14 protein-coding genes and 1 rRNA gene are annotated in these 18,571 nt (G+C 48.1%); 6 read left to right on the forward strand and 9 right to left on the reverse strand.

The features are described from left to right. Positions 1–113, forward strand: a 5S ribosomal RNA gene (gene rrf, locus DUW71_RS10970). 839 nt (positions 114–952) lie between these two features. Beyond that, positions 953–2,587 (forward strand): glucose-6-phosphate isomerase, encoded by a 1,635-nt coding sequence (gene pgi / locus DUW71_RS10980; RefSeq protein ID WP_119395312.1) that lies wholly within the window; start codon positions 953–955, stop codon positions 2,585–2,587. A gap of 25 nt (positions 2,588–2,612) precedes the next feature. Here pgi and DUW71_RS10985 read toward each other — a convergent pair whose 3' ends face one another. The 8 genes from DUW71_RS10985 to DUW71_RS17580 form a co-directional block, all read right to left on the reverse strand. Further along, positions 2,613–3,611 carry a histidine phosphatase family protein gene (locus DUW71_RS10985; protein ID WP_119395313.1) on the reverse strand — a complete coding sequence of 333 codons (999 nt, stop codon included), beginning with the start codon at positions 3,609–3,611 and terminating at the stop codon, positions 2,613–2,615. A 167-nt stretch (positions 3,612–3,778) separates the two neighbouring features. Further along, positions 3,779–4,618: a pantoate--beta-alanine ligase gene (gene panC / locus DUW71_RS10990; protein ID WP_119395314.1), complete on the reverse strand. Its 840-nt coding sequence runs from the start codon at positions 4,616–4,618 to the stop codon at positions 3,779–3,781. After that, on the reverse strand, positions 4,618–5,409 hold the full coding sequence (gene panB, locus DUW71_RS10995; protein WP_119395315.1) for a 3-methyl-2-oxobutanoate hydroxymethyltransferase: 792 nt from the start codon (positions 5,407–5,409) through the stop codon (positions 4,618–4,620). Before panB ends, panC begins: the two co-directional genes overlap by 1 nt. Positions 5,410–5,421: 12 nt before the next feature. After that, positions 5,422–5,904, reverse strand: coding sequence for a 2-amino-4-hydroxy-6-hydroxymethyldihydropteridine diphosphokinase (gene folK / locus DUW71_RS11000; protein ID WP_119395316.1), 483 nt, complete (start codon positions 5,902–5,904; stop codon positions 5,422–5,424). Then, positions 5,901–7,226 (reverse strand): polynucleotide adenylyltransferase PcnB, encoded by a 1,326-nt coding sequence (pcnB, locus tag DUW71_RS11005; RefSeq protein ID WP_119395317.1) that lies wholly within the window; start codon positions 7,224–7,226, stop codon positions 5,901–5,903. Before pcnB ends, folK begins: the two co-directional genes overlap by 4 nt. A gap of 88 nt (positions 7,227–7,314) precedes the next feature. Beyond that, positions 7,315–8,703 carry a sigma-54-dependent transcriptional regulator gene (locus DUW71_RS11010; RefSeq protein ID WP_119395318.1) on the reverse strand — a complete coding sequence of 463 codons (1,389 nt, stop codon included), beginning with the start codon at positions 8,701–8,703 and terminating at the stop codon, positions 7,315–7,317. Next, complete coding sequence (locus DUW71_RS11015) at positions 8,700–11,672, reverse strand: sensor histidine kinase (RefSeq protein WP_119395319.1); 2,973 nt, start codon at positions 11,670–11,672, stop codon at positions 8,700–8,702. Before DUW71_RS11015 ends, DUW71_RS11010 begins: the two co-directional genes overlap by 4 nt. Beyond that, on the reverse strand, positions 11,662–11,838 hold the full coding sequence (locus tag DUW71_RS17580) for a hypothetical protein (protein ID WP_158584012.1): 177 nt from the start codon (positions 11,836–11,838) through the stop codon (positions 11,662–11,664). The genes DUW71_RS11015 and DUW71_RS17580 overlap by 11 nt, the downstream gene beginning before the upstream one ends. Positions 11,839–11,960: 122 nt before the next feature. Here DUW71_RS17580 and DUW71_RS11020 point away from each other — a divergent pair, with 122 nt between their 5' ends. The 4 genes from DUW71_RS11020 (at position 11,961) to DUW71_RS11035 (ending at position 16,139) form a co-directional block, all read left to right on the forward strand. Next, on the forward strand, positions 11,961–12,809 hold the full coding sequence (locus DUW71_RS11020; RefSeq protein WP_119395320.1) for a YIP1 family protein: 849 nt from the start codon (positions 11,961–11,963) through the stop codon (positions 12,807–12,809). Between the two features lie 242 nt (positions 12,810–13,051). Further along, positions 13,052–14,788, forward strand: a complete 1,737-nt coding sequence (locus tag DUW71_RS11025; protein WP_119395321.1) for an acetolactate synthase 3 large subunit — start codon at positions 13,052–13,054, stop codon at positions 14,786–14,788. Beyond that, on the forward strand, positions 14,788–15,279 hold the full coding sequence (gene ilvN / locus DUW71_RS11030) for an acetolactate synthase small subunit (protein ID WP_119395322.1): 492 nt from the start codon (positions 14,788–14,790) through the stop codon (positions 15,277–15,279). The genes DUW71_RS11025 and ilvN overlap by 1 nt, the downstream gene beginning before the upstream one ends. Before the next feature lie 146 nt (positions 15,280–15,425). Further along, entirely contained in the window at positions 15,426–16,139 is a 714-nt protein-coding gene (locus tag DUW71_RS11035) for a head GIN domain-containing protein (RefSeq protein ID WP_119395323.1), read from the forward strand. Between the two features lie 75 nt (positions 16,140–16,214). Here the strand turns inward: DUW71_RS11035 and DUW71_RS11040 are convergent, their stop codons facing one another. Further along, entirely contained in the window at positions 16,215–18,287 is a 2,073-nt protein-coding gene (locus DUW71_RS11040; protein WP_158584014.1) for a PKD domain-containing protein, read from the reverse strand. Positions 18,288–18,571 lie beyond the last annotated feature (284 nt).

The raw sequence follows: 18,571 nt of genomic DNA on the forward strand, positions 1-18,571 counted from the left end.
TTGACGACAATAGAGCATTGGAACCACCTGACCCCATTCCGAACTCAGTAGTGAAACGATGCATCGCCGATGGTAGTGTGGCTTGCCCATGCGAGAGTAGGTCATCGTCAAGCGCCTAATACGAAGAACCCCAGCACAATGTGCTGGGGTTTTTTCGTTTCTGTAGGTTGCACGGCGCGTGGGTTTGCGCCGGGCAACAGTCATTCCCGCGTAGGCGGGAATCTAGTCACCACATTCAAAACAGAAAACTAGACACCCGATAAAAGCACTCGGGTGTGACGCTAAGTTGAAACAACAAACTAGACACCCGATAAAAGCACTCGGGTGTGACGCTAAGTTGAAACAACAAACTAGACACCCGATAAAAGCACTCGGGTGTGACGCTAAGTTGAAACAACAAACTAGACACCCGATAAAAACACTCGGGTGTGACGCAGAGACTTTTTTCCCAAACCTACGGTTTGTAAAACCTACACCCAACCAAAAAAATCACCCAAACAAAAAATCTCACACCATCTATGGCAAATCTCCTACAAACATCCGAGCTAATGTCTCTAACGCCGACACCAGCAATCCGACTATAGTTACTCACGTCGACAGGATGATGACACAGGGAAATGATCGAACTGGATGGTTCGCAAAGGAATATAGGAAAGCAAGGATGATTGTCTGCTGGATAGCAGAGTTTAAGGATTAAATAGGGAAAGGAACTGCTAGGACCCGCAGGGTGGATGCCACGAAGGCGCTGCTAGGACGCTTACCGATATGGATGATTGGGTAGAAAGCCAGCATTTTGCTGGTTTTTTTACGTTTGTTGCTCTGCATTTTTCTTGTAAATCTTATCTAGCGAAAAAATGTTGACCACTGCGCTAAATCAACCTTATTGGGCTGGCATCTTTACGTATCTTTGCTTTAATGTTGAGTGAACTTTTGTATTTTCAAGGAATTTGGCATGGGATTCACTCGGTCTGCTGCGTTTGCTCGCCTTTCTTCTCATAAAGATCGCTATACAAAGCCTGGTGCACTTAAATCACTGTTTTCTCAGGATCCCAATCGAGTTGAGCGATATAGCTTTCAAGTAGCGGATATCAATTTTGACTTTAGCAAACACTGGATTGATGCTGACGTGCATACTGAACTTGTCGCGCTTGCCGAGTCGCAAGGCGTAACAAGCAAAATAAAGGCACTATTATCTGGTGAGCAGGTCAACCCAACAGAAAAACGTCCGGCGCTACATACAGCGCTTCGCAGTAAAGAAAAGCTAGATATCACTGTTAACGGTGAGCAAGTATCTGAGGTGATCGCAGACACCCTTGCACAAATGCGTTCGTTCGTTAAATCGGTGCACGAGAATGTGTTTGTTGGCCATACAGGTAAGCCACTGCGCACCATTGTAAACATTGGCATTGGTGGCTCCTATTTAGGCCCTAAGGTTGTATCAGACGCCTTAGCGCCTTATGCCAAAGACGGGTTTGAGATTCGTTATATTGCCAATATTGACCCGAGTGATGCGACGGATGTGCTGAAAACATTAGATCCTGAAACTACCTTATTCGTGATTTGCTCAAAATCATTTTCAACGTTAGAAACACTCGAAAATGCAAAGGCATGTCGTCGTTGGTTTATCGATAATGGCGGCAATGATGAGGCGGTTGCCAAGCACTTCATTGCCGTGACAACTGCTATCGAGAAAGCAACGGCATTTGGTATAGCAAAAGAAAATCTGTTCCCAATGTGGGACTGGGTAGGTGGGCGCTACTCTCTGTGGAGCGCAATTGGCTTACCTCAGGCGCTTTACCTCGGTATGGACGTATTTGAACAACTGCTTGCTGGTGCTTATGAAATGGATGATCATTTTGCTAGTGCACCGCTGGCCGAAAATGTACCCGTGTTATCAGCTCTTCTAGGCGTATGGTATCAAAATGTTCATGGGGCTGGGGCACATGCGGTGCTTACCTACGATGAACGATTAAAAGATTTGCCGAATCATTTACAGCAAGTCGATATGGAATCCAACGGCAAGTCGTCAACCCTATCGGGTCACCCAGTTACCTTTGATACGGGGTCGGTCATTTGGGGTGGTGTTGGAACGAACGGACAACATGCCTATCATCAGCTTTTACACCAGGGTACCCGCTTAATCCCTACCGATTTTATCGTTGCTTGGAAGAGTCACAACGATATAGACAAACAACATCAATGGTTAGTGGCCAACTGCCTGGCACAGGCGCAGGCGATGTTATTAGGACGCGATGAAGAGCAAGTTCGACAAGAGTTGACGGCTAAGGGTCTTGCAGCGGAAGAGGTGGAGGCACTAGTGCCGCACAAGGTCATCCCTGGAAATCGTCCGTCGTCATTGATTAGTTTCGAGCGCTTAACACCAAAAGTGCTTGGCGCTTTGGTGGCCTATTATGAACATCGAATTTTTGTTCAATCCGCTATTTGGGATATTAACGCGTTCGATCAATGGGGCGTTGAGCTAGGTAAAGTGATGGGCGATGAAATTTTCAAGGCATTAGAAGGCAATGAAGCCGAGTTAGATCCTTCTACGAAAGCCGCTGTGGCTGCGTTCCGTCAAGTTCAGTAGTACCAACAGTTATGCGTGGGCTGGACTAGGCCCACGCAGCATCTCTATCTGGGAATCCACCAAAAAAGTTATCCATATGCCGTTGGTGCTTTTCTTCTGTGAGGCCTTCCTCGATCCACATGTGACTGCCTTTAAACGCCACTGTTAGGTGATCTAGATTCTTATGCTGGCAAATCTGCCAGGCGTGTTTTAACGAACGATTTTGAACATGGCACGCAAGTGCTGCCAATACACCCTTATGACTAACAACCAATACTTCGCGGCCATGGAAGTCGCGCACGAGTTTTTGAACGGCACTAACAGCCCGTTTTTGTACCTCACTAAATGACTCACCGCCAGGCGCACGAAAAACATCTGGTCTGTTAGCGTATTGAAACATTGCGATTGGTTGAATGCGCTTTGCTTCTTCAAGTGTTAGCCCCTCAACATCACCAAGGTGTATCTCCATCAAGCCTGGGCTGATCAAACTCTGAACTGGTTTCAGTTTGCTTGTCAGCAAGTTCCTCGTTTCGATTGCACGGCCAGATGTGCTCGCTACCGCAGCAGCAATGTCAAGGTTAGCCAAGCGGCGGGCAGCACGACTTACTTGTAGTTCTGCTGAGTCGAGTAAATGCGCATCACCACGCCCTAGCAGGCGGCCTTGTTTGTGCCAGGTGGTCTCGGCTGACCGGTAAATATGTAGGCGAGTAACTTCTTGCCTTATTGCAGATTTGTAGAAGTTTGGCAAGTTGGACAGGCCGGCGTTGCGTTTTATTGGTGCAAAGTTGCTTACTGCAGCACGCGGTATATTACGAGTGGGTAGTGGGTACTCTTCTCCCGATTCGCAATATGTTTTGCTTAACGAATTTGTGATGACAGCATAATCTAGCTGGACTAGAACGCTCGGCCCAGAAACCTTGTTTAATATACGCATGACTTGGTAGCTATAACAAAAACTACCTAGATCTTTTGACACCGGTTTCCCCGAAGCAGCAAATTCATGCCATTTGCTCATTTCAACAATTAAATAGATGAATTTAGTCATATGTAACACTGTAAGAAAATTGAGTTGTGCGCATTAAATACACAAATGTATCAGTGTTCAACGAGTGAAAAAGAAAGATTTTTGAAATGAGAAGTGAGTCATTATTGTCTTTTCTCTACTGTTACGAGTAGAAAAAAGGCGTCAAGTATGTGACGCCTAATTAGACTTTACGGTCGGAAAAACTCAAGATTATCAATCAGGCGTGTATCGCCTAAAAGCGCTGCTGCTAGTATGACTTGTGCTGAATGGTCACTTGGTTGCAGGGTGGTCTGGTCAACAACATTAAGGTAATCAATCACAAAACCAGCTGCAGAGAGTGTCGCTTTTGCCGCGGCAATAGCCTTCCCTTCATCTGCGCCTTTACTCAGGGCATGGGCAAGTTTTTTGAGGGTGTCGTGCAATAGAGGAGCAGTTTCGTGCTGTTGCTCGGTTAAATACTGATTTCGGCTTGAGCGAGCTAAACCATTGCTTTCGCGACTGGTTTCAACACCTAAAATTTGCACTGGTAAAAATAAGTCGGCGGTCATTTGTCGAATGACAGCGAGTTGTTGATAATCTTTTTGACCAAAGATTGCCACATCAGGCTGAACAATATTGAGCAGCTTGCTGACGACTGTCGCTACGCCGGCAAAATGCCCCGGCCGGCTTGCACCACAGTGAAGTTCAGTGATCTCAGAATTGATGTGCACGCTGAGCGTATTGCCGTTTGGGTACATCTCATCAACAGATGGGGTGAATAGATAATGGCAGCCCCTAGCAACAAGCTTGTCTTGATCGGCCTGTAGGGTGCGTGGGTACTTATCGAAGTCTTCGTTTTCGCCAAACTGGGTTGGGTTGACAAAGATTGAACTAACTACGATGTCGGCCCTGATGCGGGCGGTATCGATGAGGGTAAGGTGTCCCTCGTGTAGGTTACCCATTGTCGGCACAAAGGCAATTGTTTTGCCCTTAGCTTTATGAGCTTTAAGCGCCGCCCGCAGGCGGCTAATGGTTTCAATGGTTTGCATTAAGAGAACTCGTGCTCTGCAGCTGGGAAGCTGCCATTTTTAACGTCGCTAACGAACTTCTGAATCGCTTGTGCTGGCGTATCGCATTCAGCCATGAAGTCTTTGACAAACTTAGGCTTGCGATGGCTACCAAGGCCGAGCATGTCATAGCTGACTAGCACTTGCCCCTGGGTTGCCGTACCAGCGCCAATGCCAATAACCGGTAGGTTGACTTCCTCCACAATACGTTTCGCCAGTGCGCTTGGCACGCACTCGAGCAGTAAAATATCTGCCCCTGCTTCAGCTACAGTGTGGGCATCGGAAATCATTCTTTCGGCGGCATCGCGCTGCCTACCTTGAACCCTAAATCCACCAAACACGTTTACCGATTGTGGTGTTAAGCCCATATGTACGCAGCTAGGTACACCATTGCGACGTAACTGAGTAACGGTATCGGCTAACCAAGCACCACCTTCTAGTTTGACAAGGTTAGCGCCAGCTTGCATTAGCTTACCGGCGTTAATTAGCGCAGTGGCCTCATCTTGGTAGCTCATAAATGGCATGTCGGCCATGACTAGTGCGCCTTGATTGCCATTGGCAACAGCTTGTGTGTGGTAGCACATGTCTTGCATGGTTACCGGCAAGGTGCTCTCTTTGCCTTGTACCACCATGCCGAGACTGTCGCCGACTAATATGATGTCCACACCATTACTAGAAACAAGATCGGCGAATGTTGAATCATAGGCGGTTAAGCAAGTGAAACGCTCGCCTTCAGCAATGCGCTCTTTCAATTTATGCAGGTTGACTGCCATAGTGTCCTCTACCTATGCGCCTATTTGGCGCAAATCGCTTGTGTCAACTGCGGCTAGCCAGCTAGATACTGACTTGCCGGACAACTGCAACTCAGGTGCTAGCTCTGCTAGCGGTTGCAGAACGAAGCCGCGTTGGTAAGCAAACGGGTGTGGGAGTAGCAAACGGGGAAGGGTGGTGCTGAGCTCCCCGTAGACAATAATGTCTAGATCGAGCGTGCGCTCACCCCAATGACGTAGTCGTTGTCGACCATGCTTTTGTTCAAGCTCTTGCAGAGCATCTAGCAACGCCATTGGGCCAAGTGTCGTGTCGATTTCAGCTACGCCATTTACGAAGTCGGGTTGATCTTGTGGACCAACAGGTTTGCTTCGATACCAACTAGACGTTGCCACCAATACGGTTTCGGGGAGTGTAGCAATTTGCTCTACTGCTGTTTTAACTTGCATCAGCGGTTCGCTTAAATTGCTACCCAATCCTATGTAAACCTTGCTTGTCATGCGCTTTTAGGCGGTGTTTTCCGACGCTTACGACGGCGTGGTTTGCGCGGCTGTGTATTACGCATTTTTTCACGCAACTCGGGTGTACCCTGTTGATAAGACGTCCACCATTCACCTAGACCCTTGGTTTCTTCGCCTGCTGACTCACGCAGCACTAAAAAGTCGTAGGCTGCTCTGAACCTTGGGTGTTCAACGAGTTGTTCTGCTCGCTTGCCACCACGTCGAACGAGTCTTGGCTGCATATCCCATATTTCACGCATTGGAATGCCAAAGCGCTTAGGGATGGATACAAATGCTGATTGCTCCGCTTGCGCTTGCTGGGCAGCTTGGTGTAGCGCAGGCACTTCTGGTGTGCCATTGGCTCGAATCGCTGCAGCATTAACTGATACTGCAGGCCACAACAAGGCAGCATACAAAAACGCTGGTGTCACAGGTTTGTTTTGTGCAATACGCTCATCTGTATTGGCGATGGCCTGCTCGATTAAGCGTGCAAATGTGCCACTTTCGTCGTCAGCGATCGCTTGATACGTATGCGGGAAGATGGGCTGTATTAGGCCATAATCAACCAGCATCTGGTAAGTTTTGACACCCTGACCCGACATAAGCAGCTTAATGACTTCGTCAAACATCCTAGCTGCCGGTACGCCTTGCAGTAGGTTAGCGAGTGATTCAAAAGGCGCTTGAGTTGGACCATCAATGGTAAAACCGAGCTTGCCAGCAAATCGCACGGCTCGAAGCATGCGAACCGGATCCTCGCGATAACGCGTTTCGGGGTCGCCGATGATGCGCACCACTCGCTGCTTCATGTCGTTTAGCGCACCGTCAATGGCCGTTACTTCATTAGTTTTTAAGCTGTAGTACAAGGCATTAATGGTAAAGTCACGCCGAAATGCGTCATCTTCCATACTGCCCCAAACATTGTCGCGCAACAGCATGCCATCGTCACTGGTGATCGAATCTGCATCATGGCTACCACGAAAGGTTGCCACTTCAATGATTTCGCGACCAAAGCGCACATGCACCAAACGAAAGCGGCGACCAATGATGCGGGAGTTGCGAAACAAAGACTTCACTTGCTCGGGCGTTGCATTGGTTGCAACGTCAAAGTCTTTAGGGTGTAGACCAAGCATGGTGTCGCGAACGCCACCCCCAACTAAATACGCGTCATAACCACCATCTTGCAGGCGCGAGAGTACCTTGCGTGCGTTGAGTGCTACATCCTTAGTTTGAATGCCGTGTTTATTAGGCCCGATTGTGATTAATTTTTGCTCAGGTGATTTTTTCACCAGACCAAAGATTTTGTTAATCAAGGACTTTGCCATTTTGCCTGCCTTGCTAAAATTCGTCGCAAGTGTAACCAACCCTAACCGATTCGTCAGTAACCTATTGCTTGCAACCTAGGATTTATAGTTATTGTGCTTTCTTCTTTGGTCTTGGTATGCCGTAACGGTTGCGGCGCTCCCACAAGCACTTACGAGAAATGCCCAAGCGTTTAGCGAGCTCTGTTTCACTGAGCTCATTTTGATGTGCCAGTACAAACTGAGTGAAATAGTCGCTCAAACTTAAGTCTTTTTCATCAACCGCTGCTTCGCTGGTGCTCTGCGGTACTGCAACTTGCTCACTAGCGTGTTGAATGCCTAGCAAGTCGGCTGAAATAAAACCATCTTCGGCAAGAATCAGCGCCCGTTGAATCGCATTTTCCAACTCACGAACATTACCTGGCCATTGATAGGCTAGCATCATATCACGGGCGCTTTGGTCAAACTGAACTTCGTCTTCGCCTAAGCGCAAGCAATGTTTTTTAAGTAGATGCTCAGCAATCTCTAACACATCTCGATCTCGTTCACGCAACGGTGGTAGCGCGATTTCTATCACTTGTAGACGGTAATACAAGTCTTCACGAAAACGACCTTCGTCGACCAATTGGCGAAGGTTTCTGTGGGTGGCAGCAACCAAGCGGATGTCCACTTGTCTAGCCGAAACAGAACCGACCCGTCTAACCTCTCGTTCTTGCAGCACTCGCAGCAATCGCGCTTGTGCTTCTAGTGGTAGTTCACCAATTTCATCGAGAAACAAGGTGCCACCTTCAGCCGCTTCAACTAAGCCTGTTCTGGTGGTGTTGGCACCGGTAAAGGCGCCTTTTTCATAACCAAATAGCTCAGCTTCAATCAAGCTTTCAGGAATTGCTGCACAGTTAACCGAGACGATTTCGGCAGAGTTTCTAGCACTAAGTTCATGGATAGCTTTCGCAACTAACTCCTTGCCGGTACCGGACTCTCCTTGCACTAATACTGTCACATCCGCCGGAGCCACTTTGCGCAAGCGTTTGTAGAGCCTCTGCATTGGTTGGCAGCTGCCAACCAGTTGACCAAGCGGACTTTCGTCAAGCTCAACCGAGTCTGTTGCTGGGGAAGCAGTTGCTTGTGGGGCTGCGGCACGCACAGTTGGCTGCTGTTTGATTAGCCGCTTAACGGTTTTAAGCATTTCTTCATGGTCAAACGGCTTGGCAATATACTCCGCTGCGCCTTTTTTCATCGCTTCCACAGCCGAGCGCATCGAGGCGTAGCTCGTCATAATCAGAACCGGTACATCGCCTGCTTGGCTAATCAGGTCTGTACCCTCACCGCCTGGCAGTCGCAAATCACTAACGATTAGATTATAACCAGCAAGGTCCAATGCTTTTGCCTGCTCGATGGAAGCCGCCTCGTCCACCTCAAACCCGTTCCTTGTTAGCAAGCGCTTTAATGCTGCGCGGATGATGTCTTCATCTTCAATCACCGCAACTCGTTGCGTACTCATTCAATACTCTCCCGCTTCAGTGCGCCAGGCAGCCTTATGGTGAACTTGGTTCCCCGCTTAGAAAGCGGGTTCGCTGGGCTATCCACACTGATTTGGCCATAGTGTTCTTCAATGATGGCAAAGGTTAAAAACAGGCCCAAACCCGTGCCTTTACCAACCTCTTTAGTGGTGAAAAATGGGTCAAAGATACGATCTATCACCTCTCCCGGAATCCCGGTTCCTTGGTCTTCGACCGTGACAATGACGGAGTGTTCTTCTTGTTGGCTGCTGATGACGACATCACCACCATTAGGACTGGCGTCGGCAGCGTTGTTTAGTAGGTTAATGAAAACCTGTGATAACCGTTGTGGCTCGCAGCGAATTAGTAGTGAGTCCTCACAGCGGTTGATGAATAATACATTGTTTCGTTGTTTCGACAACGTCACGAGATGAATGGCTTCCTCGATCAGTTTTCGTATGCTGTAGTCTTCTGAGCCGCTACCATGTTGCTCTTGCCCTGCGTGGGCAAAGTTAGTAAGCGACTGCATAATACGGCTAATGCGGCGTGTCTGGTCAATAATTTGCCCAGAAACCTCTTGCACCTCTTGCATGTCTTGCGCGTATTTCATGTCTTGCGCTAAGCAGTCGATATTGGTCACAGGGTTACCAATTTCGTGCGCCACACCCGCCGCGAGGCTGCCAATGCTTGCAAGTCTTTCACTGTGCATTAGTTGGTTTTCTAATACACGAAACTCTGTTTGGTCTTCGATTAGGATGATTGTACCACGGGTGCCGGCTCGGTGGCTTAGCACCGCCGCTTTCTGCAAGTTTAACCAACGCGGTGACTTGTTCACCTCAAGGCGCTTGCGGTAACTTGCCTGTTCATTGCTATCGAGAAACTCGCTAATCACACTTTGCCATGGCTCTGGTAGGTCTTCCACCTCGTGGCCTAAAGCATCATCAATAGCTAAACCTGTAATACTTGCCAGCTCTGGGTTCCACAAAACAATCTCGCCATCATCGTTTAACGAGCAAACCCCTATTGGCATGCTTAGCAAGGTTTCTTTATGATGGCGGCGCAATAAATCAAGTTCGGCGGCCATGCCTGTTAAACGATCATGTAGCCCTTCTAATTCCTGTTCAAACTGGTTTAAGTCGGCAGCCCCTTGGTCAATCGCCTGCCAAGGCAGGTGCTTGTCGATGAGGATACGTGCCGCAGATGGCCCAAGTAAACCAGACAGGTTGGCTTCAATACGCTCGCGCACTTTGCGCAGTGCAAACGGCCTAAACTCTGTTCGCTTAAAGCCTAAGTCTCGCAAGGCTTTGCTGACTTCACGCTCAGCGACTACTTGCCCAAGTGGTTTAGCAAGCAAGTCTTCCATTTCATCAATGCTATCTACCGATAATGTGCGCTTGCGGGGCCTAACTGGCGTGTTGATCACACAGTTTTCAGCTGCCGCTTGTTCGGCGTCATTCGCTGGACGAAAAACTGAAATGGCGATAAAAGTGATTAAGTTAGCGGCTGTAGCAAAGCCTGCTAACCAAAATCTACCTTCATCACTAAACCCTGCGTTCATATAGCTTATCGAGTTAAAAATAAGCAACCGGGCGTCGGTCCAAAGTGGCACGAGTAGGGTTACGAACCAGGTACCTAAGCCGACGGCTAACCCAATAACAAAGGCTCTTGAACTTGCTTGTGGCCACAGCAGTAAGCCAATTAGGCCTGGCAATAGTTGTATTACGCCAACAAAGCTTACAAGCCCTAACCGCGTTAGTGGATGAATTTGTTGTAGCGCTACATAAAAAATATAGGCCAGAGTAATGATGGCAAATAAAATCCAGCGGCGTTGCCAAAGCAGCAAAGCATGAATATCAACTCGATCATGTGGACGATAATATGGCAGTACCAAGTGATTCATTACCATAGAGGTCAACGACAGGGTAAGGGTAATTAGCGCTCCGGATGCTGCCGATAAGCCACCAAGGTATGCCAAGATGCCCAGCCATTTGTCGTTATTGGCAATGCCAATGCCAATAGGAAACTGCTCTGGAAAACTTGGATGCGTTTGGGCTATGCCTGCCCATAAAATAGGCAGTACCGGCAAACTCATTATCAACAAGTAAACCGGAAACCAAACCGCCGCCTTGCGGATGTGAGCAGCCCCGTGTTGACCTTTAAACATGGTTAAAAACACATATGGCATCAGCAGCGGCGACAGCGCAAACATTGCCAGCATCGCCAGCCATGTCAACGGCGACATGCTGTCATATAGCGCCGCCGTTGACCTAGGATTGTTGGCAAGCCATTCATTCATTGGTGCAATGCCACCAAATACCTGCCAAACGGCGTAAATCCCTACCGCTACAAACGCCACTAACTTAAATACCGCCTCGGTTGCCAACGCAAGGCGCAAGCCATCATTTTGCTCATTCGGGTGCGAGTTGCGGGCGCCAAAGAGCATGGTGAAAATGATCAGCACAAAGCAATAAATAAATGCGGTATCGGTGGCGCTAATACCTGGTGTTGGGTCGCCTAAAGTAGGAGGTGGCGAGCCCAGTAGGGTAATGGAAGCGGTGACAGCTTGAATTTGCAGCACCATCAATGGCAGAGTTGCCAGCAGTAATGCAATGGTGGTGGCGAGCCCCGCGGCCTTGCTGTGATAGCGGTAAGCCATGACATCAGCTAGCGATGATAGTTGCTTGTTTCTTACAATGCGTAAAATGGGGTACAGCAATATGCCAGCAAACAAGGCGGCAAGGGTAAAACCAACATAGTAGGTGAGGTAAGTAAGGCCGGCCTCAAAGGCAAACCCTATCGACCCATAAAACGCCCAGCCACTACAATAAACACCGAGCGATAAAACGAAAATGCTGGGTTTGTTGGACAGTTTTTTAAGCGCACTGAAGCGATCAGCCGAGTAAGCAACAGCAAACAGAACAAGTAAATAGCTGCCGCCTAGCAGCAATAGCCACAACGGATTAATGTTCATCGTACGCCTTATGAATAACGAACGGTGATACGGCAAGCACTATCAACCATACCGCATGTAACGCGTAAGGGTGATTTAGTGCTTGTTCGGTCCATGTTTGCCAGTTTGGCGGCAAAATTGCGATAACTAGTACCAAGATTGCAATAAATAAGCTTTTGGTATTCATGTTGGTATCCGCTCAATGATTGGTCAATGTTACCGAAGGAAACACTCAGATCAAAGCATCAATCATGATTCGGTGGTATCAAAGTGTTAGCATATGTGCAGAACCAATAGGAGAAGAACGCCTTGAACCGCTGGATTAGTTACTTAGCAACTGCTGCATACAACACCGCCAACGCGCTGTTTAAGTATTTTGTTGATGTGTTACGTACCATGCTTCGTATGTTGCGCTCGCCAAAAAGTACAATGACACGCATAAAAGACAAGGCGAATCTTGGTTGGGGGGCCATCATCATCGTGTTGGGTGCTATCGCACTGGCGCAGAGTGTTTTTTATAAGCAAGCAGATGTTGACTACATTTTTTACCATTCCGTATTGCCAGATTTGCTACCCGATCAAATTAGTCCTACTTACCGCGATATCCAGTTTGAACTAAGCCTGTCTGAACTGGCGCCTGCAGAGCAAACCCAAGAGCTTCAGGACTATATTTTTGAAGAGGTTGACCGAGAAATTATTACCCGTCCATACGAGGCTTTTAAAGCAAACTACCAAGCAGGCTGGGTGATGATCGCGCTAGCGTGGAGCACTTGGATGATGATTGTGGCGACAGCGTTTAAAGCCCGGTTATTGCGCGCTAAGCGCATCAACAAACCAACCTATTTGCAATGGTTTTGCATGATTGGTTTTGTTATGACGCCGATGGTGCTACAGGCAATTTGGTTTGCGCTTAATGCATTGTTATCCGATGGCTACATTTTAGCCAATGAACTACAGCCCTTAACTTTTAGTAATTATCTACCTGAAGGCATTTTGGCGGGCATTTTGGGCTTGTTCTCTGTCTTTATGATTTGGGTATTAGTGCTCTTAGCTATGTTGTGGCGCTATGTTGCCAAGGTTGGCTGGCTAGAAAGCGTGATTTGGACGCTGGTTCTAGGCTTTTTTATGCTGCCTTTGTCGATTTATATGGGTGGGTAAAAAAGCAACAATTTAACTTGCGACCTAGCCAAAAAGCCGATTAAACTATGGTGGCTTAATAAAGTTAAGCCACCTAGGCACTGGTTACCTCCAGTGAGCTAGGTCAGCACCGAGTAATTACCGTTGCTCGGTCGCGAAGTACTTATCTGTACTGCGCTGGCACTCTGACTTAGTTTCCTCCCTGTTAAAGGCGCGGACCTGGTGGTGTTTAATCTATAACTCTAATAGAGGTAGACATTGCCATGACGGCGAACACCCCAGAAATGCTATCCGGCGGCGAAATGCTCATTCGAGCGATTGCTGAGCACGGAACCGAATATGTTTATGGTTATCCAGGTGGTGCAGTACTGCACATCTATGATGCCATCCACAAACAAGACAAAGTTAAACACGTACTTGTTCGCCACGAGCAGGCGGCTACACACATGGCCGACGCTTATGCACGTGCGACGGGCAAAGCTGGTGTTGTACTGGTGACATCTGGCCCGGGCGCAACGAACGCCGTAACGGGTATCGCGACTGCGTTTATGGACTCCATTCCTATGGTTGTTATCACGGGTCAGGTGATGAGTCACCTAATCGGTGAGGATGCGTTCCAAGAAACCGATATGATGGGGATCTCGCGCCCAATCGTGAAACACAATATGTCAGTGCGCCGAGCAGAAGACATTCCGATGGCTGTGGCTCGGGCTTTCTATATTGCTGAAAGTGGTCGTCCGGGCCCGGTTGTTGTTGATATTCCAAAAGATATGACGGCGCCGAACGAAAAATTCCCTTATGTGTTCCCGAAAGATGTGAGCATGCGCTCATACAATCCGGTGCAAAAAGGCCATACAGGGCAAATTAAAAAGGCTGCTAAAGCCTTGCTTGCCGCGCGTCGACCAATCATCTACGCCGGTGGTGGTGTTATCAGTGATCATGCGTCAGAAGAGTTAACCAAACTTGCTCGCACACTTGGTTGTCCCGTTACCAACACCTTGATGGGCTTAGGCGCTTTCCCTGGTACCGACAAACAATTTGTTGGCATGTTAGGTATGCACGGCAGCTACGAAGCTAACCAAACCATGCACAATGCTGATGTGATTTTAGCCGTTGGCGCACGCTTTGATGACCGCGTAACCAACAATGTGAAGAAGTTCTGCCCGAACGCCACCATTGTTCACATTGATATTGATCCGGCGTCCATTTCTAAAACTGTGTCTGCTCATATTCCAATCGTTGGTCCATGTAAGTCTGTACTGACCGAGATGATTGAAATCGTTGAGAAGAGTGCCAGCAAAATAGACCAAGAGGCTTTGGCTTTATGGTGGAAGCAGATTGACGAGTGGCGTCAAAAGCATGGTGGTCGCTACCGTAAAGACGACAGTGAAAAGCTGAAGCCGCAGCAGGTTATCGAAGCGGCGTGGCGGCAAACCAAGGGTGATGCTTTTGTTACCAGTGATGTTGGTCAGCACCAGATGTTTGCAGCGCAATATTACAAGTTCAACAAGCCAAACCGTTGGATCAACTCAGGTGGATTGGGCACAATGGGTTTTGGTTTGCCAGCAGCAATGGGGGTTAAGCTCAACTTCCCAGAGGAAGAAGTTATTTGTGTAACCGGTGAAGGCTCTATTCAAATGAATATTCAAGAGCTGTCAACTTGTTCGCAATATGGTCTGGGTGTGAAAATTCTTAACCTGAACAATGGTTACCTAGGCATGGTGAAACAGTGGCAAGACATGAACTATGAGTCACGTTACTCACAGTCTTACATGGATAGCTTGCCAGACTTCATTGCACTTGCTGAAGCCTATGGCCACATTGGTATCCGCATTACTAAGCCAGAAGAGTTAGAAGAGAAGCTGGCTGAAGCATTCTCTTATAAAGATCGCTTGGTATTCATTGATGTATTGGTAGAGCCAAAAGAGCACGTTTATCCAATGCAGGTGCCTATGGGTGCAATGAATGACATGTTCTTGAGCAAAACGGAGCGTACATAATGCGTCGGATTATTTCAGTACTAATGGAAAACGAAGCAGGTGCGCTGGCGCGAGTAACTGGCCTATTTGCTCAACGTGGTTACAACATTGAGTCTTTGTCGGTTGCACCAACTGATGATCAAACATTGTCTCGCTTAACGCTGACCACTATTGGTGAAGATCGGGTGATTGAGCAAATTACCAAGCAGCTCAATAAGCTGGTTGAAGTGGTTAAGGTGATTGATCTGACGGAAGGCAATCATATTGAGCGCGAAATCATGATGATCAAGGTGCGTGCCACGGGTGCAACCCGCGAAGAAGTGAAGCGCACTGCTGATATCTTCCGAGGCCAGATCATTGATGTAACGCCATCGACTTATACCATCCAGCTAACCGGTACGGGCGATAAGTTGACTGCATTCATTGAGGCAATCTCGATTGCTACCATTATGGAAGTGGTGCGTTCTGGTGTGTCGGGTATTGCTCGAGGCGAAAAAACGCTAGCGCTGTAAGCTTTAGTTAAGCTAACTAAAAATAGCCCGTTGATTCGTCAATTGGGCTATTTTTTTGCCTATTACAACAGTTTTGCTTGGGTTAGAGGGTGGCACGGCATTTGCTGTTACTGGCCTGTCCAACACACAACTCAAGGAAGCTAACCATGAAACGCCTTATCTTGGCAGTACCTATTATCGCACTTAGCGGCTGTGTGAGTAATGCCGTTGTGCACGGTAGTGGCACTGAAGTCGAAGTCAGTATGTCGTCAGCTGGCATAGAACACATAGAAATTAGTGGCATAGGTGAGCTGACACTTCAGCCAAACGACTCGCAATCGAGCACGCTGCTCATCTCTGGTGACGACAACCTAGTTGAACGCTTGCATATTGAACGCAAAGGTAACCGCCTTATTATTAAACCTAAAAATCGCTTTCCAAATACCTGGGTGCAAAACACGCCGCTAACCTACGCGCTAAATCACAATGTGAAGTCGGTAGAAATTTCTGGCTCGGCAGATTTGGTTGCTGACGATATTGCGCAGCCATCGTTCGAGCTTGATATTTCTGGTTCCAGCACTGCGCAACTGGGGTTGTCGGTTGAGCAATTAGACATTGATATTTCTGGCTCTGGTCGAATTTATGCCGATGGCAGTGCCCAGAACGTTGAGTTAGAAATAAAAGGCTCAGGCCGTTTGTACGCGCCTCGCTTGCAAGGTAGTGAGGCTGATTTGGATGTGGTCGGCTCTGGTCGAGTGGAGATTGGTGAATACTCGCTGTTAGACGTATCCGCTGTTGGGTCGGCAAAGGTCTATTATAGTGGCGAGCCGATGATCAATAGCTCCGCTGTTGGCTCGGCAACGGTAATGCCTATTTATTAAAAAACACCCGCAAGACGCCAATACTGCGGTTTAACAGTATTGGCGCGGGTGTTGTTACATTATGATGTGCCGCTATTAATTACAGCTGTGCTTCGTCCATACATACCATGGGTCTGTAGAGCCTGGCGTATCACCACGAGTCCACCACTTGGCCGTATACACCACACCGTTGTAAGACACGTGATTACCTTGCGTGTAGATCGAGCTGCTGCTCCATGCACTGGCACTTGGACAATCACCAGGTGTAACGATCGGCGAGGTGATCGGCGTTACAATTGGCGTAGGTGTCGGCGTTGTGTTGCCGGCATCATAGCTCACTGACAAGCTCACGCCACTGAAGTCAGTGTAGCCGCGCAACATAATGTTGTAGCTACCTGCTTGTGGGCTAGCAAATTCACACACTTCGCTGTTGCCATTCACATATGGTCGGCAATCCCAGCTTGCTGTGGTAGGTGTGCTGTCTTGTTTAACGTACAAGTCGGCGTCACCTGTGCCACCTGCAATGCGTATGCTTAAGTTCGAAGCGTTCGCTGGCACGACTAGTTCGTAAATGCCGCTATTTGTGCTTCGTGTACCCGATAAGCCGGTTACCGTGCTGCCATTCTGAATTGGCGTCACACTGCTTACTGGTTCATTCACTGTTACACGCTTAGTCGTAGTGTCCGATGCGCCATCGTCATCAGTAACCGTTAGGCTAACTGTGTAAGTCCCCCCTGCAACATAGGTATGGCTTGGGCTAGCCGCGCTAGATGTGCTGCCATCGCCAAACTGCCAGTTGTAGGTGGTGATGGTGCCATCAGCATCACGTGAGGCGTTATTAAAGCTTACTGTTAGCGCTTGCGCTGAGCTAGAGAATGACGCGGTTGGTGCTTGGTTGCTAGGCGTGCTTGAACCACCACTCACATTCGTTGTTGGTAACTGACCATTAAAGTAACCCGAAATTTCTTTCCAAATTTCTTCAATACGCGCGCCCTTGTTTGCTGATGAGCCACCTAGGTGGTGCAACGCGATAACCCGGTTATTAGCTGCATTGATAACCGGTGAACCAGAAGAGCCGCCTTCCGTGTCACAGCTGTACGAAATGTCGGTGGTGCGATAGTAGTCAGAGCCATAAACATTGTTGTCTTTGACGCGGCAAGCACCGTTGTACTGATCGTCGAATAAGCTGATATGTTTCTGCCAGCCTCGAGGGTGGTGCACAATATACAGCTCGCTACCATTGGCAGGGCGGTTCGCATCTAAACCAAAATGACCAAACGGCTTCGCCGCATTTAGGTTCTTCACTGTGAAGAGCGTGAAGTCCAATGGATCATTTGTAGCGATCACCTGGTCAACCGCTAGGCGTACTTGTGGACCCGTTGCATTGCGCTCGTAGTTAAACACAATCTCAGAGCCGTTTGCTTCTGATTGGTTGGCAATACAGTGGTTGTTGGTCATGAAGTACTCACCACCGCCAACTTTCCACGCCGTACAAACCGAGTTATTCATGTACAACTTACCAACTGGTGTACGATGCGTGTAGGCTTGGTTTTCACGCGTACCACTAGCCGCATTAGCATAAGTGTAAGCATGCTGATAATCAGGGCCGCCAACAGTTTTAAGCGGGTTAATGACCGCAAAATCTTCGCTATCCGGGTTTGGGTAGCCAAAATCATAGGCTGCAACATTCACTCTTGCCGCTTGGCTAGACTCACCCACTAAACGCAGTGTAAGTTGATCGGCAAAGAAAATTGTTGTCGCAAATCGACCCTGCTCATTCAAACTGGCGGTGTGATCGTATTGCACGACCGTTTGACCAACCACTTCACCGTGCTCGTTGCGAATTTCATCGTTAGCACGAACTTCAAGTGCCATGCCTTGTGGAATACTTAGCTCATTGAAGTGAACTCGCAAATAACTTGCACCTGGTTCCGCAATAATGATCTCGGGCCGTTCAATTGATAGCGACTCTGGTGTCGCACCTTCGCTTACTTTGCCGTTTAGGCTTAGCGCGATATCAGCTTCAACTGTTTGGCCTACCACCATAGGAGCCGGCTTGGCTTGTACGTCTGGTGTTGGTTCTACCTGAGGTTGTTCTATTGGCGAAATGTTGATCTGACATGCCGCTAAGGGCATGGTCGCAATCGCCAAGGCTAGTAGTTTTTTCATTTTTATATGCCTTTCCGTTTTGCATGTTAGCCTCAACAGTCTTGACGTCTTCTTGGTTTTAGTCTGTGATCTATGCACACATGCTTGGCTGTATGTAAGAAAATCAGTTAAACCCCGCATGGTTACTGGGATAGAGAGATTGTTAGGTAGGTTTTGAAAATGTTTTTTTTGTGTAGTGAGCGAGCAAAGAAAAGCCGGCGGTTCATTCGAACAGCCGGCAAAAAAAATTCGATCGGTGATTGGAGAGAGACCGTATCAAATCTTGGGGAATCACTACCAAAGTA

The sequence above is a fragment of the Salinibius halmophilus genome, from assembly GCF_003577475.1.
Taxonomy (GTDB): Bacteria; Pseudomonadota; Gammaproteobacteria; order Pseudomonadales; family Natronospirillaceae; genus Salinibius; species Salinibius halmophilus.

Coding starts and splice junctions, on each gene's coding strand:
- DUW71_RS11025 (WP_119395321.1), top strand. CDS start 13,052: ATGACGGCGAACACCCCAGAAATGCTATCCGGCGGCGAAATGCTCATT.
- ilvN (WP_119395322.1), top strand. CDS start 14,788: ATGCGTCGGATTATTTCAGTACTAATGGAAAACGAAGCAGGTGCGCTG.
- DUW71_RS11035 (WP_119395323.1), top strand. CDS start 15,426: ATGAAACGCCTTATCTTGGCAGTACCTATTATCGCACTTAGCGGCTGT.
- DUW71_RS11040 (WP_158584014.1), bottom strand. CDS start 18,287: ATGAAAAAACTACTAGCCTTGGCGATTGCGACCATGCCCTTAGCGGCA.
- panB (WP_119395315.1), bottom strand. CDS start 5,409: ATGGCAGTCAACCTGCATAAATTGAAAGAGCGCATTGCTGAAGGCGAG.
- DUW71_RS17580 (WP_158584012.1), bottom strand. CDS start 11,838: ATGAATACCAAAAGCTTATTTATTGCAATCTTGGTACTAGTTATCGCA.
- DUW71_RS10985 (WP_119395313.1), bottom strand. CDS start 3,611: ATGACTAAATTCATCTATTTAATTGTTGAAATGAGCAAATGGCATGAA.
- panC (WP_119395314.1), bottom strand. CDS start 4,618: ATGCAAACCATTGAAACCATTAGCCGCCTGCGGGCGGCGCTTAAAGCT.
- pcnB (WP_119395317.1), bottom strand. CDS start 7,226: ATGGCAAAGTCCTTGATTAACAAAATCTTTGGTCTGGTGAAAAAATCA.
- pgi (WP_119395312.1), top strand. CDS start 953: ATGGGATTCACTCGGTCTGCTGCGTTTGCTCGCCTTTCTTCTCATAAA.
- folK (WP_119395316.1), bottom strand. CDS start 5,904: ATGACAAGCAAGGTTTACATAGGATTGGGTAGCAATTTAAGCGAACCG.
- DUW71_RS11015 (WP_119395319.1), bottom strand. CDS start 11,672: ATGAACATTAATCCGTTGTGGCTATTGCTGCTAGGCGGCAGCTATTTA.
- DUW71_RS11010 (WP_119395318.1), bottom strand. CDS start 8,703: ATGAGTACGCAACGAGTTGCGGTGATTGAAGATGAAGACATCATCCGC.